Here is a 26,553-nt window from a genome sequence, read left to right on the forward strand (position 1 = left end):
TTCCAAATAAGATAGGTGGGAGAGTAGTTTCGTACATTCTTTATACTTTTACAAGAGAGGTGAGGTCATTTGCATGAAGTTGGAATTATGATTGAAGTCATTAAAAATGTTGAAAATTTTGCAAGAATAAATAGATTAACCAAAATAGATACATTAGTTCTTCAGATTGGCGAGCTCTCATCGGTAATTCCGAGATACATTGAAGCATGTTACCCAGCTGCAGTTGATGGTACATTATTGCAAGATACAAAACTAAAAATTGAGATACTACCAGGCAATGCTATTTGTAAAAAGTGTAATAAAGTTTTTAATCTTATTGAGAATAGTAATAAATGCCCAAATTGCGTAAGTAAAGATTGGGAGATACTATGTGGAAAAGAGTTTATGATTAAGGAAATCGTTGCTTGCTGAAATCACGTTTTTAAGAAAGTATTTATAAATAATAACTAGGGGTGTTGCAAAATTACTTTTTATATTAATTTTGTAACATCCCTATTAAAATTAGCGGTAGAATTAAACCGTAACATAAATAAAGATGTAAAAATGTTTATTTTTAGACAAATAGTAATTGGGCAATTTTAAAAAATAAGTTGAAATACATTTTAAAGCATTATATGATGAATTCAGGCATCGATGTACTCTATTAAAAAAGAAGGTAAGTTATGGATATTAACATTGAAATGATACCATCATATAAAATTGCTTATATACGAAGAACAGGTCCTTACGGTTCAGAGAATGTGCAAATAATGGAACAATTAAAAAATTGGGCTAGAGAAAAAAACTTATTTAATGAAAATTCAATTATATTAGGAATAGCCCAAGATAACCCTAAATTCACAGAAGCTAAAGATTGTCGTTATGATACATGTTTAGTTGTTTCGGATGAATTCAAGGTTGATAATAAGTATATTAATTTTGGAAAAACTATGGGTGGAAAATATTGCGTATTTAAAATAAGTCATACAGTAGATGCTATGCAAGAAGCATGGATGGAGATATTTTCGGAGTTATCAAAAATAAATTATGAATTTGATGATAGAAGACCTATTCTTGAACGATATGCAATGCAGATGATAAATAAGCATTATTGTGAAATTTGCGTACCAATATTATAAAAAAATATTAAAACAAATTCCAATTTAATAGCCTTCAAAGGTTAAGAATTGAAACAAGAAATAATTTTAGTCAATAGATAGCTATAAAAATAAAGAATACTAATATTTGTGCCCTAATATTTAAGCTAACGCTCTAATGCCACGTCCTGTTTACTTTACGCTTAAATATTAGTTCACAAATAAAGTATTCTTATTATTTAAATGAAAACAGAGTTTAAGAGTTTTAGAAAGATTTATACTAGCTAATCAAGGTGGAAAGAAATCTGCCTTGATTTTATTTTATGGAGGATTTTAAAATTTAGTATAGAATACTTAGTGTAGTTAATGAATGAAATTATATATAATCTAATAAAATTTTTAATAATAAATAAAAAATACTTATTTATTTAGGAAAATAAACAGGGGGTTATACTAATGAAGATAATAGTTATTGGACCAAGGGGAAAAATGGGGAGCTTGGTTACTAAATCTTGTTATAATAATGAAAATATAGAACTTGTGGCAGCAGTAGCCCCAAAGGAAAGGGATTACATAGGACAAGATCTTGGTATAGTCGCAAATCTAGGTAAAAATATAGATTGTAAAGTTGTAGATAATTTAGAGAATGTTATAGATAAATGTGATTGCATTATAGATTTTACAGATCCAGAAACGTCTATGGATGTATTTGAAAAGGCTTTAAAGAGTAAAAAATCTGTGGTTTGTGGTACTACTGGATTTTCAGAGGAAGAAATAAATAGGATAAATGAAATTTCAAAAGAAATACCAGTGGTTTTGGCGGGAAATACTTCTATGGTGGTAAACCTTATGTATAAATTAGTAGAACTTGCGGCTAATACTATAGGCAATATGTCTGATATTGAAATAATAGAAATGCATGATAGATATAAAAAGGATGCTCCAAGTGGAACTTCTTTAGAAATTGGAGAAGTTTTAGCTAAAACATTTAATAAGGAATTGAAAGAATTAGCTCAATTCGGAAGATATGGGAAAGGTGAAAGAGAAGAAGGGAAAATCGCATATCATTCCTTGAGAGCAGGAGATATTTCAAGTAGCCACACAGTTATGTTTGGTCTTATGGGAGAAAGATTAGAAATAACTCATCACGCTCACAACTGGGAATGTTTTGCAAATGGAGGCTGTCAAGCTGCCTTATTTTTAAAGGATAAAAAACCAGGAATATATTCCATGAAAGACGTATTAGGTTTGTAAAAATAAAGGAACTGTCTCAAAATAAAGTAGATTTAATTTTAATACTGCAAAGATAAAAAATACATTCATAAACTACTCATTTTGCTAAGTAGTTCTAAATATGGTTACATTAAAAATTTTCTACCCGGTAGAGGCACCGTCCTGGCTTCACTACCGGCTCCTCACGTCCTGTGAGGAATTACGCAAATTTTTAATTCCGCCAAATTAAGAACTGCTAAAGCTTATTCATATGTTCATTTCATATATTTTTTTCTCTTTGCTATATTAAAATTAAGTCTATTTTGACACATCCTTTTTAAAATATATCTAAAAATATTTGGGAGATGATTTTGTGAAGAATTTTGTATCTACTAGGTGGTTACAGAATCATTTAGAAGATGAAAATATAGTCATTGTAGACTGTAGAGGAGATCTTTTAAAGGATAGCTATGGAGAAGAAGTTTATAAAAAGGGACATATAAAAAATGCTGTTTTTGCAGATTTAAAAAAAGTTATGTCTTCTGAAGAAAGGGAACATGGAGGTAGAAATCCATTACCAGATGTAGAGGACTTTAAAAGAAGTATAGGAAAACTAGGAATAAACAAAAATACTTTAGTTGTGGCCTATGATGAATTAAAAATAGCTGGAGCAGCTAGGTTTTGTTGGATGTTAAGATATGTAGGCCATACTAATAATTATGTTTTAGATGGTGGTATAAATAAATGGATCACAGAAAATAGAAAGCTATATATAGAAGAAAACAACAGCAAAGAAAAGTTAGATATTAAAAATGAGGACTTCAATATTTCTTTAAATGAAGAAATATTAGGAGATGTAAATTACATAAAAGATAACATTAAAAAAGATCTTATATTGGTAGATTCAAGAACTAACATAAGATATGAAGGAATAGAAGAACCTATAGATAAAAAGGCTGGACATATACCTGGAGCTAAAAATATTTATTGGAAATATATGCTTAAGGAAGATGGAGCTGTTGATGAAGATAAAGTGAGAGAAAATTTTCTACCATTAAAAGATTATTCTAATATAGCAGTTTATTGTGGATCAGGAATAGATGCAACCTTTAATTTTTTACTTTTAGATGAAGTAGGAATTAAAGCTAGAGTATATGCAGGAAGTTGGAGTGATTGGATAACCTATGAGAAGAATCCTATAAATGCTAAATAAATATTTATAAACATAAAAAGTTTGACAATTTAATTCAATGGAGGAAACAAAATGTTAATACAAACTGAACGCTTGGAGCTTATCCCTTTAACTCTTAATCAATTAAAACTATGGATTGAAGATATTTCTCAACTTGAAAAAGAATTAGATTGTTCCTATAAGGCAGAATCAATGGAAGGATTTTTTCTTGAAGTAGTAAAGGGACAGTATGAAATCACCCAAAAAGACCCTAACAATTATTTATGGCATAGCTTTTTTTTCTTAGTTCGCAAGGAGGATAGGGTTGTAGTAGGTTCAGCTGATTTTAAAGATATTCCTAATGAAAATGGTGAAGTTGAGATTGGTTATGGTTTAGGTAAAGAGTTTGAGCACAACGGATATATGACAGAAGCTGTAAAAGCAATGTGTGGATGGGCATTAAAACAAAATGGTGTTACAAGTGTAATTGCTGAAACTGATTTAGAAGGTTTGGCTTCTCAAAAGATTTTAAAACGTTGTGGATTCAAAAAAGATAAAGAAGGAGAAACTCTTTGGTGGAGATTATAAAGATAATCTTTTAGCTACACATTCCAATTTTAAGTCTGAATATTAATATATAATAATTTGCAGAACACTAAAAATGAGTTGCGAAGGGTGATAAAAATGGTTTTATTAGTTGTAGATACACAAAAATTAATAACAAATGAAAATTTATTAAATTCCAATTTGATATTGAGTAATATAAATTAGAATTTAGTTTAGTAGTTGTAACTAAGGAGAGTTTATGAAAAAGACTATTGTTTTTGTATTAACGATACTTATATTATTCTCAGGATTCCCAACACAAGGTTGTCCGTTGTCAAATGCGCAATCTGCGGCAATACAAGCGTTGCTGGATGATGCCTGTCGTATATCAGGTGTGCCAGGAATGTCAATTTCAATACTTGTTGATGATGAAGTATTCTACTTTTCTTCTGGGTATGCAGATCGTGAAAAGGGACTGTCGGCAAGTGAAAATACGCTATATGAGCTAGCTTCGGTCAGCAAAGCTTTTACGGGCATAGGTATTCTGCTGATGGAAAAACAAGGACTGCTGTCAATGACTGACCCCATCCAAAAGTATTTACCTTGGTTTACGTTAAAGCATCAGGGGAAACCCATTGATATGCAAAGTATTACACTCAATAACTTTTTACACCATACTAGCGGCTTAACAAATGGCAGTCACAGTCAAATCATTCCACAAGGCAATACGCCAGATATGTTGAAAAAAACTGTAGAAATGCTCGTAGATGCTGAATTGTCATTCTATCCTGGTGAGCAGTATAATTACGGAACTGTTAATTATGACATATTAGGTCTGGTTATTGAAATTGTGTCGGGTCAGAGCTATGAAGACTACATGAAAAAGCAAGTGTTTCAGCCGTTAGGGCTACACCAGACGTATGTTTACAAAGAAGATGCTCAAGCTACTGGACAATTGGCACAGGGCTACCGCTCTTCCTTCTTTATGACGACCCCATATGATGCACCAGATTATGCTGGGAATAAACCCGCGGGCTACATCATTTCTTGCGCCAAAGATATGGCGCGTTGGATGGGCATACAGATGGGTATTGTTCAGGATATACCCGAAATATTCCATGAGATTATCGAGAAGTCCCATCATGGGGACATGTCTGTTTCAGATGTCAACGGAATGTTTTATGCGGCGGGGTGGTCATTAAATTCCGAACAAACAATTATTGAACACTCAGGGGGTAACCCCAATTTTGCAACCGAAGTGGCAATACTGCCAAACGAACGCACAGCCCTTTGCTTGCTGACCAACGGCGCAAATACCAATAGAAATTTAGTGTTAAAAATTAAGGAGATATTGGATGGTAATCTTTCTCAATCGTATGAAATAAGCGGCACACAGTTTCTTGACATCACTTTGTCGTCTGCCACAATTATTTGTTGCCTGTTGGCTGTTCTGTTCTTTCTTTTAGGATTACGCAGAAAGAAAATGAATGAGCGACAGCCAATGACAAAAAAGAGAATAATCGTAACAGTTATTTTGCTGATTGCTACGATTGCCCTGTGTATAATGTGCTGTGCCTTCGATTGGTCAACGATACTTATTTGGCAAACATATAGTGTTCTTACAGCTTTGATTTCATCGGCATTATTAACTGGAAGCCTTACATGGTTTGTATATACTCACCGATATAATACCTCGCTCCGAAAATAATCATAATGTTAAGTAATTAAATTCCAGTTTAAGGTTGAGTAATATAAATAGTAAATTTGTTTAATACACATTTATAGTGCAATAAAATGGCATGTAAAATCCATTTTACATATTAAAAAGTAGTGATGTAAAATAGGTTTGATAGCATGAACACGCTCCGAACGATAGAATGTAAGCAGGAGGAATATCAAAGTGGACATTAGCAAACAAATAAAAAAATATAGACTCGATTCAAAATTATCGCAGGAGGATTTAGCTGAAAAAGTATTTGTAACACGGCAGACAATTTCAAACTGGGAAAACGGTAAGAACTATCCTGATATAAATAGCCTGGTACTATTAAGCACTCTCTTTGGTGTTTCTCTTGATATTCTAGTTAAAGGAGATTTGGAGGAAATGAAAGAAGAAATTAAAACAGAGGATATCAAAAGGTTTAACCGTGACGGCACGATTTTTACTGTACTACTTATGGCAACAGTAGTATTGGTCGTTCCACTATTTCTTTACTTAAATTTTATTGGAATTGCAATCTGGTTAGTGCTATTTGGCATTACAATGTATTATGCAATATGCCTTGAAAAGCAAAAGAAAACTCATGACATTCAAACATACAGAGAAATCATAGCTTTTACCGAGGGAAAAAAACTTGATCAAATTGAAAAGAGTTGTGAGGTTGGAAAACGCCCATATCAAAAAGCGTTCTCAGTAATTTGTTCAGGATTGATTACAATAGTTGTCACTATAGGAATGTATTTTTTATTTAGATTAATTCAGTATATCAAATTGTTACTGGTTTAGAAATTCCAATATTTATTACATTATCTATATTGGTATGTAGATAATATTTATGGTTATTAACTTTCCATAATCCATATAATGTAGAGTTAGTTTTGATATATAATGCAAAACTAAACAACTAAATATTACTATATAAAATAAGTTTAGAGCTAGAATTAATAATAGTTATAGTTATATTATCATTATTATAGATTGCTCATGGATTTATAAAAAAGTGGTGGAAGCTTGGAATACTTCCGCCACTTTTATACCAAGAGATAAAATACAGTGTGATACATAAAAAAATAAAATTATACAAATGTTGTTTTCACAGCATTTAAGATATAAAAAGATAAATTAAAATGCTGTTTTCCCCTAATTCATAAAAAATAAGTAAGAGTTCTCAAAATAAAAGAGAACTCTTACTTATTATATTTTGTTAAATTGATAATATAAAAATAAAATGTTAGAATTAAGTATAATTTGTAGAGAAGGGAGAATAGTTTATGCATTTTTGCAGAAAATGTGGCAGTAAGTTACAAAAAAATTCAAAACGGTGTAGTACCTGCGGAAGCGAATTAGAAAAAATACATAAAGAAGAAATAAGCAGTATAACAGATAGAGGGGCTCTTTTACATAATGAAATTTTTAAGGATGAACATATTTTAAAGCATAAAGAAGAACCTTTAGAAATCATAAAAAAATTTAATTTAAATAAAAAAATAAAAGAAAATAAATTTTTTTTAATTGCTATTTTAATATTAATAATAGTAGGTATCCCACTTATGAAAAATCCAATAAAAAATTTTTTTATAAGAAAGGATGCAGCAAATTGGTTGGTGTATGCTGGTGATAAATATAAAGAATCGGATACCCTAGATATTGTTAGTGATTTTAAAATAAAATCTAAACTACAACCACAAGAATCTATGGAGTATAAATATATAGAAAATATAATAGAACAATGTACTTTAAGAGTGAATAATAAAGTAGATAAAAAAACTAATGAAAGATATAGTAAAGTCAGTTTGATACACAAAAAAGACAATATTTTAAATGGAGAAATTTATAGTAATAAAGAATACATAGCTATATCAATACCTCAATTATATAAAGATATAATGTACATAAAATGGGAAGATATAAATAAATTAATAAATAATAAAGAAAATAATGATGTTTCAGAAACAATAAATTCAAAAAACTATGAGAATGTTTTAAACATAAAAAAATCTAAATATTATGATAAGGTTAATGAAGATTACAAGGAATTTTTTAATAAGGTTATGGATGATTATGTTACAAAAGGAGATACTGTAGACATAAATATAAAAGATAAAGAAAATACTGTAAAATGTGATGAAATAGTAGTACACTTAGATAATGAAGGAATAATAAAAGTTTTAAATGCTTTCTTTGAAAAAGTATCAAAGGATGAAAATTTAAAATTATTAGTTAGGGAAAAGGTTTTTGAATTTTTAAGTATTGCCCAAAATAATGAAGACCTTAATAAATTTAATCTTAGTAAAGAAGATGTAGATAATATCAAAAGAGCGTTCAATTCAGAATATGATTCTTTTATGAGCGAGTTGAGTTATATTGAAAAAGCAGATAAAAAAGGCTTCAATGCAAAAATAAATAGTTTAACAAAAGTAAGAGTTGATTCTAAAAATTATATAAGAGGATTTAAATCTCAAGTTTCTATAGAAAATAAAAAGACTTCTTTTAATTTTATATCAGATACTGTGGTTAATTCTATTAATTCTAAATTACATATAAAAAAGATATCTAAAGAAGGGGCTAAGGATATAAGTAAACTTACCCCAGAGTATAGAGATAATGTAATAAAAGAGGCAGGAAATAATATAGGAAAAATTATGTTTCCAAAACTAAATATAGAGTAATAAAACTTAAAAGGTAATTTTTAAATTAGATAAAGTATTTAAATTTAGGGTAATATTTTATATGATATAAATATTACCTTTTAATTTGAAATAAAATATTATTTAAATATAATAAATTTTAATTTGTTATTAATTATAAAAAACATATATTAAATTTAATATATAAAGTTATCTACAGTAACTATAAAATTACACTATAGTAATTTATGGTAAATCATAAAAAGCTAATAAAATTTTGTTAAAAAAATATTAAAGCTCCATTAAGTTAAAGATGAAAAATAAGGGAAATCAAATACAAATTTGAGAAATATATTTAAAAAGTGTTAGGGGGTATATTTGTTGTTATTAATAAAAAATGGGAAGATTTTGACTATGACTAACAAAAAACATGTAAACGATTGTATACTAATTAACAATGGCAAAATAGAAAAAGTAGCTAAAAAAATAGATATTGCAAATGAGAATATAGAAGTTATAGATGCTAAAGGTGGATGGGTAATGCCAGGCATTATTGATGCTCATTGTCATATAGGTATAATGGAGGAAGGAATAAGGTTTGAAGGCATGGATTTAAACGAGTATTCTAGTGCTATAACACCGCATTTAAGAGCTATAGATGGAATAAATCCTAGGGACTCGGCATTTCAATCTGCTATAGAAGCTGGAATAACTACAGTTATGACAGGGATGGGAAGTTCAAATCCTATAGGTGGACAATTTGCTATAATAAAAACCTATGGTAAATCTGTAGATGAAATGCTGATAAAAGCTCCAGCAGCTTTAAAGATAGCCTTTGGAGAAAATCCTAAAAGTATATTTGGAAAGAAAGGCTATATGCCTATAACAAGGATGGGAACAGCAGCTTTAATAAGGGAAAATTTATATAAGGCTAAAAATTATATGAATAGAAAAGAGGCGGCTTTAAAGGAAGGGAAAATATTTGATATAGATATTAAAATGGAAGCTATTATTCCTGTTTTAAAAAAAGAAATACCTTTAAAGGCTCATGCTCATAGAAGTGATGATATACTAACGGCCATAAGAATAGCTAAAGAATTTGATTTAAAACTTACCATAGATCATGGGACGGAAGCACATTTAGTAGCGGACTATATAAAAGAAAGTGGTTTCCCTGTAATAGCAGGGCCAAACATGAATTTTAGAGGAAAGGTAGAAACCAGAAATAGAAATTATAATACTACAAAAATTCTACAGGAAAAGGGAATTTTATATGCTATGATTACAGATCATCCTGTAGTTCCTATTGAATTTTTACCTATGTCAGCAGCTTTAGCTGTAAAAAATGGATTAAAAGAGGAGGATGCTCTAAAGGCTATAACTATTAATCCAGCAAAAATATTAGGTATAGATGATAGAGTAGGAACCTTAGAGGAGGGAAAAGAGGCGGATATATGCATATATAATGACAATCCTCTTAATATAAATTCTAAAAATATGTACACTATAATTTCAGGTAATATAGTATATAATTTTAATAAAGATTTATAGATTAATTTTATTTAAAATAAATAAAGTACTWTACATTAAGATTTTTGTCATATATAATAAAAAATAATAATTTATTGTAAACACTTCACATAAAAATGAGGTGTTTTTTATTTAATCTAAATATATAATAAAAATTCTAATTGTCGTTTATTATAGAAAATCCAATCTATTTTAATTTCTAAGAATAAATTCTAAATGATTTTCAAAGGCAACATATGAGAAAACATTATTATTTATTATAAAGAGGAATAATAAAGCATCAATTGGGTTAAAATATTGTCATAAATTTAAATGAAAAAGAAAAAGATAATACATATATCTAAAAATTCCAAAAATTTAATAAATATAATAAATTGCATAAAAAGTGCGATAAAAATATAACAATATCTAATGATAAAAGAATAAAACAGCAGAAAATAGGATCTATATTGAATAAATGAATGCTAGGATTATTAAATTAAGAATAAAATTAAAATTTCAGAATTTATTAAATTTTGAAAATTAGAATATTATGATATAATAACTAATAAAATTATATCAAATTTGAATTAAGGGGGACTAAAATGAAGAAAACATCAGCAAAAGATTTCATAGTTATTGGTTTTGCACTTTTCGCAATGTTTTTTGGGGCAGGCAACTTAATCTTTCCACCTTTTATGGGAAAATTAGTAGGGGATCAGGCACCAGCAGCAATTATAGGTTTTTTAATTACCGGAGTAGGTTTGCCATTAACTGGTATAATAGCCTGTGCTAAAATAAATGGGACATTTTCAGATATATCAGGAAGAGTAGGAAAGATGTTTGCTATTATATCTACAACAGCATTAATATTAGCTATAGGACCTATGCTTGCTATACCAAGAACAGCAGCTACAACTTATGAATTAGCAATACATCCGATATTTCCAGGTGTAGCTCCATTTGTAGCAGTTATAATTTATTTTGTTATCTGTTTAGCCTTTGTATTAAGACCATCAGGAATAGTTGATAGTATAGGTAAAGTTTTGACACCAGCTTTATTGGTTATGTTAGCAATTATAATAATTAAAGGATTAGTTTCTCCGCTAGGACCTACTATATCAACTGGATTTAAAGGGGCTTTTTCAAAATCTTTACTTGAAGGATATCAAACAATGGATGCTATGGCATCAGTAATATTTGCATCCATAATAATAACAGCTGTAAGAGCAAAGGGATATACAGAGAAAAAAGATATTGTGAGTCTTACTATAAAATCAGGAATTGTGGCTGCAGTAGGATTAGCTTTTGTTTATGGAGGACTTATGATTTTAGGAAGTCATACTTCACAAGTAATTCCTGGAGAAATAGGAAGATCAGCCCTAGTTGTTGAGATAGTTAGTAGACTTTTAGGTAATGCAGGTACAGTTATATTAGGATTAGCAGTTGGCCTTGCCTGTCTTACAACAGCAATTGGACTTATATCCACAGGAGCAGAATATTTTAGCAGTTTAACTAATGGTAAAGTATCTTATAATGCTTTTGCAATTATTATAAGTGGAGTAAGTGCATTACTTGGAACAGGTGGAGTTGATAAAATAGTTAAATTCTCAGTTCCAGTATTACAAGTTTTATATCCAATAGTAATAGTTTTAATAGCAATAACTTTAGCAGGTAAAGTTGTAAAAAATAATACCGTTGTAAGAATTACTGTTTATACTACATTAGTAGTAAGTTTCATAGATACAATAAATATATTAACAGGTGGTAATGTAGCTTTTATAAAAGGCATTTTAGGAATTATACCACTTTCTAATGTTGGTTTTTCATGGTTACTTCCATCAGTTATAGCATTTATAATAGGTACAGTAGCCTTTGGAAAGAAACAAGATGAAAATCCCAATATAGCAGATGTTTAATTTAATATAAGAAAAAACACCTTGTTGTAAAACAATAAGGTGTTTTTTTATTTTTTTGTTAAAGTTTCAGAATTTAATCAATTTTCCCAATAATCTTAATATAATATAGTGATTAATAAAATCATATTGAATTAGGATTGAGGGGGTAAAATGAAAAAAAAATCATCAAAGGATTTCATAGTTATTGGTTTTGCACTTTTTGCAATGTTTTTTGGGGCTGGAAACTTAATATTTCCGCCTTTTATTGGAAATTTAGTAGGGGACAAGGCCCCTGTAGCCATCATTGGTTTTTTGATTACTGGAGTAGGTTTACCATTGAGTGCTATAATAGCCTGTGCTAAAATCAATGGTACATTTTCAGATATATCAGGAAGAGTAGGAAAACACTTTAGTGTTATATCTACAACAGCTTTGATATTAGCTATAGGACCTATGCTTTGTATACCAAGAACAGCAGCTACTACTTATGAATTAACAGTACAGCCACTATTTCCATCTATAGGTCCATTAGTATCAGCTATAATTTACTTTGCTATTTGTTTGGCCTTTGTATTAAGACCATCAGGAATAGTTGACAGTATAGGTAAAGTTTTAACACCCTGTTTATTAGTTATGTTAGCAATTATAATAATAAAGGGATTAGTTTTACCACTAGGGCCTGTTGTTAATACTAATTTTAAAGGAGCATTTTCAACATCTTTACTTGAAGGCTATCAAACAATGGATACTATGGGGTCAGTAATATATGCATCAATAATTTTAGCATCTGTAAGAAGTAAGGGGTATACAGATGAAAAAGATGTAATAAGTGTTACTATAAAATCAGGTTTGGTTGCTATAGTAGGATTGGGTTTGGTTTATGGTGGACTTATGATTCTAGGGAGTCAAACTTCACAAATAATCTCTGGAGAAATAGGAAGAACCGCTTTAGTTATTGAAATAGTTAAAAGAGATCTAGGAAATGCAGGAATATTTATATTAGGAATAGCTGTTGGACTTGCATGTCTTACTACAGCTATTGGGCTTTTATCTACAGGAGCAGAATACCTTAGTAAATTAACTAAGGGGAAAGTATCCTATAATGCTTTTGCAATTATTATAAGTTTAGTAAGTGGGATATTAGGAATAGGTGGGGTTGATAAGATAATTAAATTCTCAGTTCCAATATTACAAATTTTATATCCAATAGTAATTGTATTAATAGTAATAACTTTATTAGGTAAAGCTGTTAAAAATGATAGTGTAGTAAAATTTACTGTTTATATTACATTAATAGTAAGTGTAATAGATACAATGAATACATTAACAGGTGAGAAGGTGGCTTTTATAAAAGGTATTTTAGAAATTATACCTCTTTCCGGTGTTGGGTTCGCATGGCTAATTCCAGCAATTATAGCATTTATAATAGGTACAATAGCCTTTGGAAATAAAAAAGAAAAAATTCCACAAGCAGTGGATTGTTAATATAATATAAGGAAAGTGCGACGCACTTTTCAGAGTACAGATTATAGAGTACAGAGAACAGATGTGGATGATTTTGTTTCGATTCTCTACACAAAATCTTTAATTATAATTATTCTACTAAGTTAATTATTAATTTCATATAGAGTAATCTTAAAAATCTTCTTCATTAGAGGAGTATAACTAAAAAAATATATAAAAGCCACTGATTACATTAAGTTTATATAAAAACTAACTGAAATTAGGGGCTTTATATATTAAATTTGTTTGCTAACGCAAATAGTTTTGAATGCAATTTAAATTCGTATAAAGATTATGAAAAGTACAATTTTAGGATAGTACAACCATTTGATATTTAATTTTTTATTATATCCTCATATTTGAAAAGTCCTAAAGGATTAGCCTTTAATCCGAGTATATTATTTTGTACCGCTATAGCTAGTTTAGGATGATATAAAAATATCCAGGGAACATCCTCTACTATAATTTCTTGTATTTCTTCATATAATTTTTTCCTTTTCTCAGGATTTATTAAATTCTTAGCTATTTGTAATTTTTCGTTTACTATTTTATTATCATATCTAGATATGTTAGATACATTGTTTATATTAAATAATGGCTCTAAGAAATTATCAGGATCTCCAGAATCAGCGCACCATCTGCTTATAGCCATATCACATTTTAAAATATTATCTAAGTTTAGGTATTCAGAAGAATCTACTTCTTTTACAACACAGTTTATGCCTATACTTTCTAGATCCTCTAATACATATTCTGTTATTTTAGAAAATAAAGAATCCTTTTCTTTTCGCACTAGTATATTTAATTTATCTCGAGACCTATTAAAATCACTTCTAGAGAGAATTTCTTTGGCTTTAGATTTATTATAGGAAAAACCTTTTAGTTTATTATTGGGTATTATGCTTGGAGGAAAAGGTCCTTTTGCTTCAACGCCTAATCCACCTAATAAACCCTTTATTATTCTATCCTTATCTATAGCTAAGTTAAGAGCATATCTTATATTTTTATCCTTAGAAAATATGGAGTTAGATTCCATATTAAAACTAGCATAGTAAGTCGCTAGTAGATCCTGTTCTATAAGATTTATATTTTTATTAGAACATAAAGCTGTATATTCCTTTTCATCATTTAAAGTTAATACATCTAAATGCTTATTTAAGAAATCATCTATAGGAGATTCAGATTTAAAATTAATATTTATAATATCAATATAAGGAGCTCCATTAAAATATTCTTCGAAGGCCTTTAGTTTGCATCCTTCATCATTAAATTCAGATAGTTTATAAGGGCCACATCCTACTACATTGCCATGATTTATAGAATCCTTATTTATTATGGCGCAAAGTTCTAATCCAAGGTTTAATAAAAATCCACTATAGGAATAGGATAAAGTTAAAGAAATTCTATATTTATCTAATATTTTAATACCAGAAACATGATTTACCATGCCCTTTTTAAAATCTTCAGATCCTTCTATAATTTCTAGTAGCCAATCATTAGGAGAGTCAAGTTTAGGATCTAAAAGTCTTTCTAATGAAAATTTTACATCTTCAGAGGTAACTTCTTTACAATTATGAAATTTTATTCCTTTTTTAAGATTAAAGACCCAAGTAAGGTTATCATTTTCTAAGTACCAACTTTTAGCTACTCCAGGGGATATTTCTCCATAGGAGTTTATGGTTAAAAGACCTATATGTATATTATTTAATAGAAAACTACTATTAAAGTCATAACTTAAGGCAGGATCTAAATATAGAGGCTTGTCAATATAAGTATTTAATATTATATTGTTTTCTTTAGAATCAATTTCTATTTTATTTAAAAGATTATTACTAATATATTTTAAGTTTTGTGAAACCTCAGATAAATCCTTTAAAGAAGTTTTGGTATATTGAGTATTTAAAGAAGCTAATTCCACTATAAACATTAACTTTTCAGAAGTAGTATTCATCTCTTCAGTAGAGCTTATAACGTTTTCTAAATGGCCTATTTGTTTTGTAATAGCATCATTAATTTCTTCAGATACATTAGTGCTAGTTTTTATAGAAGATATTATGCTGTTGAAGGTTTCCATAGTTTTATTAGCTATTTCAGTACCTTCTTTTACTTTATTCATAGTTTCATTTATAGCCTTTATAGCATTGTCTATACTAATATTTATTTCTTTTATATTATTTCCTATAAAATCAACGGAATCCATACTTCTTTCTGCTAGTTTTTTTACTTCCTGGGCAACTACTGCAAAGCCTTTACCAGCTTCACCGGCTCTTGCAGCTTCAATAGAGGCATTTAAAGATAATAAATTAGTATTGTTTGCTATGTCTTTTATTACATCTAGCATATTGTTAATATCTAAAGCTTTAGTACTTAAATCCTTTACTACGGTTTTGGAATATAACATAGATCCTTCTATTTCTTTCATAGCCTCTATAGAATTTAAAGCAGCCCCGTTACCTTCCTTAGCAACTTCCATAGTATTTTCCGATATTTGTTTTGAGTTTTCTGTGCTAGAAAAAACCTCCTCTGCTATGGCAGAATAGTTACTTATCTCACCTGTAACTTTGGAGATAGAATCCATTTCCATTTCTACGTAATTAGATATATCCTTTGTTATTTTAATTAATAATTCCGTAACAGAATCTGTTTCTATTATTTTTTTATCAAGTTTTTCTACTATTTTTTTTTGATTATTAGTTAGAACTTTTAAGTTATCTTCATAGATTGTAATATCACAGGGCTTTTCTATACTTTTTTCATTTAAGCTATTAATATTTTTATCTATGGAAGATTTTTTGAATTTTAAATTAAACATTTTAATCCCCCTATAAAATAATAATTACTACTACATTTTAACCTATTTAAATAATTTGTTAAAGCATGAAAAATATTCATTTAAATATAATTTTTAAAACATTTAATAAAAATTGTATCATAAACCATTGGCAAAGAAAATTACTATATTAACTTTCAGTAACAATAATATTACAAATTTCATAGCATAAATACATAGAGTTATATATAGGAGATGATAATGTGGCAGAAAACTATAAATTGTCGGAGGTACCAGTAGGTAAAACTTGCAAAGTAAAAGAATTAAAAGTAAAAGAATTATTAAAACAAAGGATTCTAGATCTAGGTATGGTGCCCAATACAGAAATTTATGTTTTAAGAAGAAGTCCTTGGGGAGATCCTACAGCTTATTTAATAAGAGATACCTGTATAGCCCTTAGAAAAGAGGAGGGAGATAAAATAATAGTTACTATGAATTAAATTTTAAAAGTCTAAAGAGAGGATGATGGTTATGGGATTAACCTATACTTCAGGTAAAAAAGAGGCTTTAAAAGATCTCTTTAATGTGGAAAAAGATAATAAAAATGATATTATAGTAGCTTTAGCAGGTAATCCTAATACAGGAAAAAGTACGGTTTTTAATGCATTAACAGGGTTACATCAACATACAGGAAATTGGCCAGGAAAGACAGTAACCAATGCTCAGGGAAAATATAATCATAAGGAAAGAGACTTTATAGTAGTTGATTTACCTGGCACCTATTCACTGCTTGCCAGTTCTGTAGAGGAACAGGTAGCGAGGGATTTTATTTGTTTTGGAAAACCAGATGTGGTGGTTGTGGTAGTAGATGCTACTTCCGTAGAAAGAAATTTAAATTTGCTTCTTCAAATATTAGAAATTACTCCTAAAGTAGTGGTTTCCTTAAATTTAATGGATGAAGCCAAAAAGAAAGAAATTAAAATTGATGTAAATAAACTAAGAAGTGAATTAGGGGTACCTGTTGTACCAACCGTTGCAAGAAGCAATAAAGGAATATATGAATTAAAGGATAATGTCTATAACTTAGCTTTAGGAAATATAAGGACTAATCCAGTTAAAGTAGAATATAGCAATGAAATAGAGTGTGAAATAAAAAAAATAAGTTCCTTATTAGAAAAAGTATTTCCCAGGGAAATATCCTTACAGTGGTTAGCTTTAAGATTATTAGATGGTGATGAGTCTATTTTAAATTCTATAAGTAAGTATTTAAATTATGATATAAAAAGTGCTTTAATAAAGGGGGATTAAGGTGAAGAAATTAGATAAGGATGAGGGGAGAAAAAATACTGAAACTAGGGTGAACATAAAACATTATAGCAGTAAAGATTATAAAAAATATAAATTAAAAGTGCCAAAGGTTAAAAATAATATAGATGTAGAACATAGTATTAAAGATAAAAATTTAAATAAGATTTTCAAGAATATAGAAAATTTTAGAGAAAATTATAATGAAAAAATAAGAGATGAAATAGTAAAAAGTATATACAATAAGGCAGAAGAAATTGCAGGTAACTCTGTTAAAAAGAATAGAGAAAAACTTTTAGCCCAACAAAAGATAGATGATATAGTAACTTCTAAAATTACGGGAATCCCCATTATGCTTTTACTTTTGGCGGGAGTTTTATGGATAACTATAGAAGGAGCTAATGTGCCTTCAGAGCTTTTAGCTAAAATGTTTTTTTTCATAGAAGATAAGCTTACAGAATTTTTTAATTATGTAAATGCACCTTCATGGCTTCATGGTATCTTAGTTTTAGGAATATATAGAACTTTAGCTTGGGTTATATCTGTAATGTTACCACCTATGGCAATCTTTTTCCCTATATTTACTCTATTAGAGGATGCAGGCTACCTTCCAAGAATAGCTTTTAATTTAGATCATGCTTTTAAGAAGGCTTGTGCCCATGGGAAACAAGCTTTAACCATGTGCATGGGATTTGGTTGTAATGCAGCTGGTGTTATTGCTTGTAGAATAATAGAATCACCAAGGGAAAGATTAATAGCTATTTTAACTAATAACTTTGTACCTTGTAATGGTAGATTTCCTACGTTAATAGCACTTTCTATGATTTTTGTTGGATTAAAATTTGAAGGTTCTGGAGGAAGTAGTTTTATAGCAACTCTTATGATAGTTCTTCTTGTACTTATAGGAGTAGGAATAACCTTATTGGTTTCTTATATATTATCAAAAACATTGCTAAAGGGAGTTCCATCATCCTTCACATTAGAATTACCACCCTATAGAAAGCCCCAAATAGGAAGGGTAATATATACATCAATCATAGATAGAACTATTTTTGTATTAATGAGGGCCGTAGTAGTGGCAGCACCAGCGGGAGCTATAATATATATATTAGGAAATATAACTGTAGGAGATAGTACTATATTGGTTCAAGTGGCTAATGCTTTAGATCCTTTTAGTAAGGCTATTGGATTAGATGGATTTATACTCTTAGCCTTTATATTAGGACTCCCAGCTAATGAAATAGTGCTACCAATACTAATAATGTCCTATCTATCTAAGGGAGCTATGATAGATTTTGAAAGTTTAGAGCAGCTAAGAAACATACTGATTTCAAATGGGTGGACTTACTTAACTTTATTAAATACTATGTTATTTTCCCTCCTACATTTCCCTTGTGGAACCACTATATGGACTATAAAAAAAGAAACAGGAAGTACAAAATGGACTATATTTTCAGTAATAATGCCTACAGTAATAGCTATAGTAGTATGCTTCTTCACAACTCAAATTTACAATTTAATAGTATAAGATTTAAAGGTAAGTATATAGTTTATTTTTTATGGGAGTTACTTTAGATAAGTCTTTTTATTAGTTATACTAGTAAGTAACAGCTTAGTTATTAAAGGATTTATTTTATATAAGTTCTTTTAGATTTAGCACTAGTATAGGATTTGTCTTTAAGTAAACTCCTATTTAAGTTAAGAATCATTCTATAATTTTTTTGTTTTATTTATATATAAAAATAAGACCTTTGTTTTAGCAAATAATAAAAGTTGCTAAAACAAAGGTCTTGCTCCAAGATTTCTGTAACATTCTTGCACCAAACCGGGTTATAAAAACCAGCATGTCGATTGGATGAACAAAGCCTAAAGCTTTGACGAGCTACTCCCCTTTATTTTTATAAAAGCAATTATTCATTTATTTATATATTAATAGGTTATGATATACTTAGAAAAATGTTACAATTAAAATAGATTTAATTGTAAAGGCGCAAATATAAAAAACTAGATTAGGAGAGAAATATGAATATATATTTAGTAAGACATGGAGAAACGGAGCAAAACAAAAGAAAAAATTTTTATGGTAAATTAGATGTGGGATTAAATGAAAAGGGAGAAGAGCAAAGCTATAAAGTAGGAGAAATTTTAAAGAATGTAGATTTCAATAAAATTTATATAAGTGATAGAAAAAGAACTAAGGAAACTGCAGAAAGAATTTTAGAGAGAAACAAATTATATAAAAAAGAAAAAAATATTATTTATAAAGAAGAGAGAATAAATGAATTAGACTTTGGTATTTTTGAAGGTAAATCCTATGAGGAGATAGGCTTTTTATATCCAAGAGAACAAGAGAGATGGGAAAAGGATTGGAAAAACTTTGCTCCTCCCAAGGGTGAAAGTGCAGTGGAATTTTATAGTAGAGTAGAAAACTTTATGGAACATATACGAAAAGAAGAGGATGAAAACTATTTAATAGTTACCCATGGAGGAGTAATAAGAATGATATATAGTTATATACTTCAAAATAATATGGATTTTTACTGGAATTTTGCTTCAAGAAATGGAGATATAACATTAATTAAATATGAGTATGAAAACTTATTTATAGATTACATATTACCTACAAAGTTAATTTGAGATTAGTACTATGTGAAAGTAGTTTCTTCTTTACAGGTCTTTTGAGTAAAGGTAAAATTATTTATGAGAATACCATCTTTCTTAATTTTTGTTTGTCCGATGACTACCCGCTCTAATACTCCTATCTTCTTCAAAGTGGGAGTAAAGAGCGGCTATGTCCCTGGATAACGATTTCTAAGCTTTAGTGGGAGTAAAAACTCCATCTGAAGCCAAGAACTCTGTTTATAAGAAATCTAGGTAATTAATAAATGTAAGTTGAAGAGGTGATGCTTATGGTAGAAAAAAGTAGTAAAAAATTTGACAAAAGGAAAATTATAATTAGTGTAATTATAACAGGTGTCATCTTATTAGGAGTTATAGCTATATGTACAAGCTATATGCAAAGGTCTGTAAAAAAATATAGCACTTTATTTTATCCCGGAACCAGAATTGAAAATGTGAATGTATCAGGAAAAACATTAGAAGAAGCTAAAAAGCTTTTAAAAGAGCAGTATGTAGACAAACTACCTTCTAAAAAATTAGTAGTAAAGGCAGAAGGCAAGAGCTATCCATTTGAATTTTCTAAGTTAAATGTGAAGTACAATTTGGACAAAGCATTGGATAAAGCTTTTAACTATGGAAAAAACCTAAATATTCTTAGTCAGTATAAAATCATAGTACATCCAGATGATAAATGCATTAGTGCAGGACTTTCTTATGATAAAGAAGTGGTGAAAAAGTTTATAGATGGTATAGCCAAGGAGGTTAACAAAGATCCAATTAATGCAGCTGTAAGCAGTACAGCTGGAAAAGTTAGCTTGGTTAAACATAGGGCTGGAAAAAAATTAGATAGTGATAAACTTCAAAAAGACATAAACAATAGTATGAATGGGGACGCTAGTAAAGACGTTGTAGTCCAAGCTCCTATAGAAGAAGTTAAACCTAAGGTAACTACAGATAAAATTTCATCTATAAATACTTTAATATCTACATTTCATACAGAGTATGGGGGAATATCTTCACAAGAGAGAGCTAACAATATTGAAGTATGTACTAAGAGTATAAATGGTACTGTATTAATGCCGGGAGAAACCTTTAGTTTTAATCAAGTAGTAGGAGAAAGAACAGAGCAAAGAGGGTATCAATCTGGGCCAGTTATAGTAGGAAATCAAGTGGAGTCAGGATTAGGTGGAGGAATTTGTCAGGTATCATCAACATTATATAATACTATTTTATTAGGCAACATAAATGCTACGGAAAGAATGCACCATACGATGCCATCAAGTTATGTACCACTTGGAATGGATGCTACTGTAGATTGGGGAAATATAGATTATAAATTTAAAAATACTTTTTCATATCCTATTTATATTGAAGGAATTGCTGATGGAAGCAGCATAATATTTAATTTATATTCTAATTCAGAATTGAAGAAAAGAACTTATTCTATTTGGAATGAAGTTTACAATACTATAAATGCTAATATGAAAACTGAAGATGATCCTAATCTTCCAGAAGGAAAACAAGAGATTGTACAAAATGCATACACAGGATATAAAGTAAGAGTTTATAAAAATATCTTAGAAAACGGCAAAGTAGTAGGTAAGGAACTTGTTTCTGATGATTTTTATAGACCAATAGAAGGATTAGCAAAAGTAGGACCTAAAAAACCAGCTTCTAAACCAGCGGAACCGAAAAAAGATGATCCTAAACCAACTCCTAAACCAGAAGAACCGAAAAAAGATGATCCTAAAGCTAAACCAAATGAAACTAATGACAAAGAGAAGGATAAAGAAAAAGATAAAGATAAACCTACACAAGAAACTCCTAAAGAAGATACAAAAAAATAACACAATAAAAAGTCTATAAATAGATAAGTATGTAGTGAGAATAGCTATATGCTGTTAGTGTAAAATTACTGTAGGATATTTTTGAACAAAAAATAGAAAAAGAGACACCCTTTCCATAATATGTTAAGTGATGAAATAGAACATAGAAAGGGTGTCTCTCATAAATTTTTGTTTGTACGAAATTCAAGTAATTAATAATAAATATAAGAGAGGTGAAAGTATGGAAAATGTGTTAAATGATTTTTTATTAATGATTCAGTTTTTTACTCGTATACCTATAAATAAGAACTTACAGTGTGAAAAGGTGAATTTTAGAAGAGGAGCTTTTTTTCTTCCTGTAGTAGCTTCTATTATAGGTGGAATGGAGTTTTTAATATATTTAGGCCTCAAAAATTTTTTACCACCTAATGTAATAATAGTGTTATTGCTTTTATTTACAGCTATGATTACTGGTGGACTTCATATGGATGGATTAGCAGATACCTGTGATGGTTTTTTTTCTTTAAGAGATAAAGAAAGAATAATAGAAATTATGAAAGACAGTAGAATAGGATCCTATGGAACCATAGCATTGATAATTGATTTATTATTAAAATACCAACTCCTATATTCTTTAGTTTTAAAGGGATACAGTATAGCTATACTGTTAGCCCCCATCATAGGAAGAGTTAGCATTTTATTTTTATGTTTATCTAAAAGGACAGCGAAAAAAAATGGTTCAGGGAATATATTTATAGGAAATATGTGCAAACCCATAATATTTTCTATTACTATCATAGTATTAATAATAAGTACATATTTTTTAGGATTAAAAGCTACAATAATTCCCTTTATAGGAGTGTTGTTAATAACTTATTTATTATACTTATTATGTTTAAATAAAATAAATGGACTTACAGGGGATACCTTAGGGGCTTGCAATGAACTAGGTGAAATAACCTATTTATTAATTTTATTAATGATGTAAATTTATGTGAGAGGAGATTGGTCTTATGGAGATAAAAAAGGTAAGAGATTTAACATTAATTTCCTTGACTCAGGATAAAACTTTAGTTGTGGCCTGTGATAGTTCAGGAAGTATTGGTCCTAAAAAGAATGATATATTAAAAATACCAGCTTTTTATACAGGCAAGTTCGCTATTAGGGTAGGTATTTTAGAGGTTATGTGTACAGGAGCAGAAATTGTAACAGTTACTAATGCGGTATGTTGTGAAATGAATCCTACAGGAAAGGAAATAATAGATGGGATAAAAGGTGAGTTAAAAAGAGCTGGCATTGATGAAGTGGTTTTAACAGGGAGTACTGAGGAAAATTTTACAACTTTTTCCACAGGTGTGGGGATAACTGTTTTAGGTATAGTGGATAATTCTGTAATAAAAGTTAACAGTGTGAATAACTTTGGAGACAATAATGAAAAACATAATAAGTTTGATGAGGATGATGTTTTGCTAATATCTGTGGGAATACCTAAGTTAGGAAAAGAGATTAATATTTATGATGATAAGGAAATAGTTGATTATGTGGATATAAAGATATTACTAGAAAACCCTAAAGTACATGAAATTGTGCCAGTGGGATCTAAAGGAATATTGTATGAAGGAGAGGTTCTAGCTAAAAATAATAATTTAAAACTAAAATTAGAAGAAAATATACCTATAGATATTAAAAAATCTAATGGTCCAGCAACTACGGTAATAGCAGCAATACATAAAGAAGAATGTGAAAACATAAGATCAAAAATAAATAATGTAAATATAATAGGAAAATTAGAGAGATAGATTTATTTTTAATTCCGTCATATTAAGAATTACTAAAGCTTATTCATATGCTTATCACTTGTATTTTTTATTTTGCTATATTAAAATTAAATCTATTTTAATACACTTTGTTTATGATTTTAAAGTGTATAGAAATTTCATAGCATTGTTTATAAATATATGAAAATAAGGTAAAATGCTATGTATTATATATAAAGGAGAGATAATATTATGAATTTTACAGGAATAATTATGGGGTTATTTATGTTATTTTTTACTGGGATAGGACATGTTATTGTAATAAAAGGAGAGTATCACTTTGGAATTAAGATTTGGCCAGGTTTTTTAATATTAGGCATAGGACTTATAGTTTTGTCATTAACTATAGATAATGTTTATTTGTCAGGTGGTTTAGGTATAGGAGGACTTACTTTTTTATGGGGAATATTAGAGTTGTTTCAACAAAAGGAAAGAGTAAAAAAAGGATGGTTCCCTAAAAAAGAAAAATAAATTTTAAAAGAAAAATATTTTGAAATTGGTTTTATATGGATGAAAGTGAAATTATATACATCATATTTTTAGAATATATATTTTTAAAAAGTTAAAACTACTACTGTAATATTTGAAAAGGAGTTGTTTTAAAATGCAATTAACTGAATTAGAACTTCAAAATTTAAGACATTTAATAGGTAGTCATGAAACTGCATGTAACAAATTAAACGCGTATGCTCAGCAAGCACAGGATCAACAAATAAAACAAATGTTCCAAAAATCAGCACAGGATGCTCAAAATACAAAACAAAAATTAATGTCTTTTTTAGGATAGTTTAAGGAGGTATAATCATGCAAGATAAAGATATGATGAATGATACGCTATCAATGTTAAAGGCTAGTTTAACAGGATATTCTACTACAATTTCTGAAACAGATAATCAACAATTAAGACAAGAGATTCAACAAATGAGAAATAGTTGTGAAACAAGTCAATATGATTTTTATAATGTAGCAAAACAAAAAGGTTTCTACAAACCAGCAGCACAAGCTTCACAACAACAAATTCAAACAGTTAAAAGCCAAGTAAGTGGTTCATAAAATTATAGTTTAAATTAATAAGATAAATAATGATTTATAAAATTTGGTTAAAACTAATAGACCAAATAAATGGCTTATAAAATATAAGCGAAGGTAGCAGGGATGCTTGCTTCTTTGCGATAGAATTAAAAAAGTATAGGCGAAGGTAGTAGGGATGCTTACTTCTGTGCGATAGAATTAAGAAAGTATAGGCGAAGGTAATAGGGATGCTTATTTCTTTGCCAAAAGATTAGAAAAACACTATCAAAATAAATAATGCCATTTTTAGCATTATTAAAAAATTTTGATAGTGTTTTTTGCAATTTCAATTATTAATTAAACTTGTAAACAATTTGTAACTAAAAACATTAAGTGTTTTATTATAAAATAAAATTATGGAAAAATTTAAAAATATAATATATTATTTTTTTAAAGGGGAAGATATATTAAGGCTAATTTGTTATATAGAATTAAGTTCTGTATAAAGATCACATAATCTAAAACTAATGAGTGTATATTATAATTTTTATGTTTTACTTTATAACATCTTAAGGAGAATGCGATATGAAAAAAATTAAAATTTCAATACTTGTTTTATTTTGTGTTTTAATAGGGTATACTAATTTTTTAATAGGATGTAAAAATAATAAAGCACAGGTTACACAAAACAGTAGAAAAGATGAACAAAAGATAAAAGAAGAAAAATATTCTAAGTTTTCAGGGCTAAACCTAAGCAAGACGGATATTAAGCTAAAATATAAGGGTGAAATATTAAATTTAAAATTACCAATATATATGGATAAAAACAGATACTATGTTCCAGTTAATAATGTTTTAGATAAAATTAACGTGAATTATACAATAAAACAGGGAAAGGCTCATGTAGAAAATGGTGATAAAAAGATAGATATAGACAAAAACTTAGCTAATATTTCAGGAGAAAAATATAAGCTTAGAAAAGATACAATTTTAAAAGAAGATATAATGTATATGTCTTTCTTTGATTTTAATAAAATAATGGGATTAAAAGCAAATTGGAATGAAAGTGAAAAAATAATAAGTTTATATAAAAATAAAGAACAAGAAAAAATAGAGAATAATAAAAATCAGGATTCTAAAAGAAAGCCAGCTTTTGTAAGAATTGAGGATATAACATCTAATCAAAGATATAAAACTCCAGAGGCATTAGAAAAATTAAGAGTAATATCAGATTATCTATATTCTAAAAAAATACCTTTTCATGTAGCATGGGTTCCAAGATATTTAGATCCTAAAAATAATATAGATGATGATGCATCTAGAGATTTTAATATACATAATGCTAACTTTGTATATACTTTAGATTATTTTATCGATAGAGGAGGCATTATAGGACTTCATGGATACACTCATCAATCAGGGACGGAAGTAAGTATAGATGGTATAGAATTTGATGAAACAAGAAATAACGATGAATCTATTATAAGAGAAAGAGTTCAAAAAGCTATTCAATGTGCAAAAGTTCTAGATATACCTGTAGGATTTTTTGAAAGTGCTCATTATTCAGCCACAAATGAAGAAGCTAAGATAATAGAGCAATATTTTAATTATATGTATGATCCACCTAAATTTGCATCTATGGGTAACATAGCTAAAAGAAAATCACAGGGTAGAACTGTTACTTATATACCAACACCATTAGATTATGTTGATGGTGTAAAACATGCAGATAAAGTTATAGAAAAGATTAATAACTTAGATGAAGGTACATTAGGTAGTTTTTTCTATCATCCTAGCATAGAATCCAGCTTTATAAAATTTAAAAATAATAAGGATGGATCAGTAGAATATACTTATGAGGACGATTCACCTTTAAAAAAGATAATAAAAGCCTTTGAAAAAAATAATTATGAGTTTAAGAAAATAACAGAATTTTAGAGTAT

23 protein-coding genes are annotated in these 26,553 nt (G+C 28.7%); 22 read left to right on the forward strand and 1 reads right to left on the reverse strand.

Going from position 1 to position 26,553, the window contains the following annotated elements:
* Positions 1-69 precede the first annotated feature (69 nt).
* The 11 genes from ACYUEW_RS02630 (at position 70) to brnQ (ACYUEW_RS02680) (ending at position 13,244) form a co-directional block, all read left to right on the forward strand.
* Positions 70-411 carry a hydrogenase maturation nickel metallochaperone HypA/HybF gene (locus ACYUEW_RS02630; RefSeq protein ID WP_043031573.1) on the forward strand — a complete coding sequence of 114 codons (342 nt, stop codon included), beginning with the start codon at positions 70-72 and terminating at the stop codon, positions 409-411.
* A 251-nt stretch (positions 412-662) separates the two neighbouring features.
* The gene (locus ACYUEW_RS02635; protein ID WP_163243733.1) at positions 663-1,118 is read left to right on the forward strand and encodes an AraC family transcriptional regulator; all 456 of its coding nucleotides are present in this window, start codon (positions 663-665) and stop codon (positions 1,116-1,118) included.
* 414 nt (positions 1,119-1,532) lie between these two features.
* Positions 1,533-2,330, forward strand: a complete 798-nt coding sequence (gene dapB, locus ACYUEW_RS02640; protein ID WP_043031578.1) for a 4-hydroxy-tetrahydrodipicolinate reductase — start codon at positions 1,533-1,535, stop codon at positions 2,328-2,330.
* A 331-nt stretch (positions 2,331-2,661) separates the two neighbouring features.
* A complete protein-coding gene (locus ACYUEW_RS02645) occupies positions 2,662-3,501 on the forward strand; it encodes a rhodanese-like domain-containing protein (protein ID WP_163201108.1) in 840 nt (279 codons plus the stop codon).
* Positions 3,502-3,552: 51 nt separating this feature from the next.
* The gene (locus ACYUEW_RS02650) at positions 3,553-4,047 is read left to right on the forward strand and encodes a GNAT family N-acetyltransferase (protein ID WP_163201110.1); all 495 of its coding nucleotides are present in this window, start codon (positions 3,553-3,555) and stop codon (positions 4,045-4,047) included.
* A 217-nt stretch (positions 4,048-4,264) separates the two neighbouring features.
* Entirely contained in the window at positions 4,265-5,713 is a 1,449-nt protein-coding gene (locus ACYUEW_RS02655) for a serine hydrolase domain-containing protein (RefSeq protein WP_460276185.1), read from the forward strand.
* Between the two features lie 192 nt (positions 5,714-5,905).
* Positions 5,906-6,511 (forward strand): helix-turn-helix domain-containing protein, encoded by a 606-nt coding sequence (locus tag ACYUEW_RS02660; protein ID WP_043031586.1) that lies wholly within the window; start codon positions 5,906-5,908, stop codon positions 6,509-6,511.
* Between the two features lie 485 nt (positions 6,512-6,996).
* Positions 6,997-8,394, forward strand: a complete 1,398-nt coding sequence (locus ACYUEW_RS02665) for a zinc ribbon domain-containing protein (protein ID WP_163243740.1) — start codon at positions 6,997-6,999, stop codon at positions 8,392-8,394.
* Between the two features lie 339 nt (positions 8,395-8,733).
* Positions 8,734-9,903 carry an amidohydrolase gene (locus ACYUEW_RS02670; RefSeq protein ID WP_459566588.1) on the forward strand — a complete coding sequence of 390 codons (1,170 nt, stop codon included), beginning with the start codon at positions 8,734-8,736 and terminating at the stop codon, positions 9,901-9,903.
* A 563-nt stretch (positions 9,904-10,466) separates the two neighbouring features.
* A complete protein-coding gene (gene brnQ / locus ACYUEW_RS02675) occupies positions 10,467-11,780 on the forward strand; it encodes a branched-chain amino acid transport system II carrier protein (protein WP_460276186.1) in 1,314 nt (437 codons plus the stop codon).
* Positions 11,781-11,930: 150 nt separating this feature from the next.
* Positions 11,931-13,244 carry a branched-chain amino acid transport system II carrier protein gene (brnQ, locus tag ACYUEW_RS02680; protein ID WP_460276187.1) on the forward strand — a complete coding sequence of 438 codons (1,314 nt, stop codon included), beginning with the start codon at positions 11,931-11,933 and terminating at the stop codon, positions 13,242-13,244.
* Between the two features lie 352 nt (positions 13,245-13,596).
* On the opposite strand, the gene ACYUEW_RS02685 is transcribed toward brnQ (ACYUEW_RS02680), so the two are convergent.
* Complete coding sequence (locus ACYUEW_RS02685) at positions 13,597-16,074, reverse strand: ABC transporter substrate-binding protein (protein ID WP_460276188.1); 2,478 nt, start codon at positions 16,072-16,074, stop codon at positions 13,597-13,599.
* Positions 16,075-16,295: 221 nt separating this feature from the next.
* On the opposite strand from ACYUEW_RS02685, the gene ACYUEW_RS02690 reads away from it, so the two are divergent.
* The 11 genes from ACYUEW_RS02690 to ACYUEW_RS02740 all read left to right on the forward strand — a co-directional run bounded on the left by ACYUEW_RS02690 (position 16,296) and on the right by ACYUEW_RS02740 (position 26,548).
* Positions 16,296-16,532, forward strand: coding sequence for a FeoA family protein (locus ACYUEW_RS02690; RefSeq protein WP_003488986.1), 237 nt, complete (start codon positions 16,296-16,298; stop codon positions 16,530-16,532).
* 31 nt (positions 16,533-16,563) lie between these two features.
* On the forward strand, positions 16,564-17,340 hold the full coding sequence (locus ACYUEW_RS02695) for a FeoB small GTPase domain-containing protein (RefSeq protein WP_042386290.1): 777 nt from the start codon (positions 16,564-16,566) through the stop codon (positions 17,338-17,340).
* 1 nt (position 17,341) lies between these two features.
* Positions 17,342-18,865, forward strand: a complete 1,524-nt coding sequence (locus ACYUEW_RS02700) for a nucleoside recognition domain-containing protein (protein ID WP_003488990.1) — start codon at positions 17,342-17,344, stop codon at positions 18,863-18,865.
* A 494-nt stretch (positions 18,866-19,359) separates the two neighbouring features.
* The gene (gene cobC, locus ACYUEW_RS02705; protein ID WP_460276189.1) at positions 19,360-19,974 is read left to right on the forward strand and encodes an alpha-ribazole phosphatase; all 615 of its coding nucleotides are present in this window, start codon (positions 19,360-19,362) and stop codon (positions 19,972-19,974) included.
* 272 nt (positions 19,975-20,246) lie between these two features.
* A complete protein-coding gene (locus tag ACYUEW_RS02710) occupies positions 20,247-21,803 on the forward strand; it encodes a VanW family protein (protein WP_043031593.1) in 1,557 nt (518 codons plus the stop codon).
* Between the two features lie 220 nt (positions 21,804-22,023).
* On the forward strand, positions 22,024-22,770 hold the full coding sequence (gene cobS, locus ACYUEW_RS02715; RefSeq protein WP_045517127.1) for an adenosylcobinamide-GDP ribazoletransferase: 747 nt from the start codon (positions 22,024-22,026) through the stop codon (positions 22,768-22,770).
* 25 nt (positions 22,771-22,795) lie between these two features.
* A complete protein-coding gene (locus ACYUEW_RS02720) occupies positions 22,796-23,581 on the forward strand; it encodes an AIR synthase related protein (protein WP_043031597.1) in 786 nt (261 codons plus the stop codon).
* A gap of 210 nt (positions 23,582-23,791) precedes the next feature.
* Positions 23,792-24,070, forward strand: coding sequence for a DUF4491 family protein (locus ACYUEW_RS02725; protein ID WP_080333491.1), 279 nt, complete (start codon positions 23,792-23,794; stop codon positions 24,068-24,070).
* A gap of 133 nt (positions 24,071-24,203) precedes the next feature.
* The gene (locus ACYUEW_RS02730; RefSeq protein ID WP_003489003.1) at positions 24,204-24,386 is read left to right on the forward strand and encodes a hypothetical protein; all 183 of its coding nucleotides are present in this window, start codon (positions 24,204-24,206) and stop codon (positions 24,384-24,386) included.
* Between the two features lie 17 nt (positions 24,387-24,403).
* Positions 24,404-24,652 (forward strand): spore coat protein, encoded by a 249-nt coding sequence (locus tag ACYUEW_RS02735; RefSeq protein WP_043031602.1) that lies wholly within the window; start codon positions 24,404-24,406, stop codon positions 24,650-24,652.
* A gap of 543 nt (positions 24,653-25,195) precedes the next feature.
* Positions 25,196-26,548, forward strand: a complete 1,353-nt coding sequence (locus tag ACYUEW_RS02740; RefSeq protein ID WP_460276190.1) for a polysaccharide deacetylase family protein — start codon at positions 25,196-25,198, stop codon at positions 26,546-26,548.
* Positions 26,549-26,553 lie beyond the last annotated feature (5 nt).

It is taken from the genome of Clostridium sp. CTA-1, from assembly GCF_054768215.1.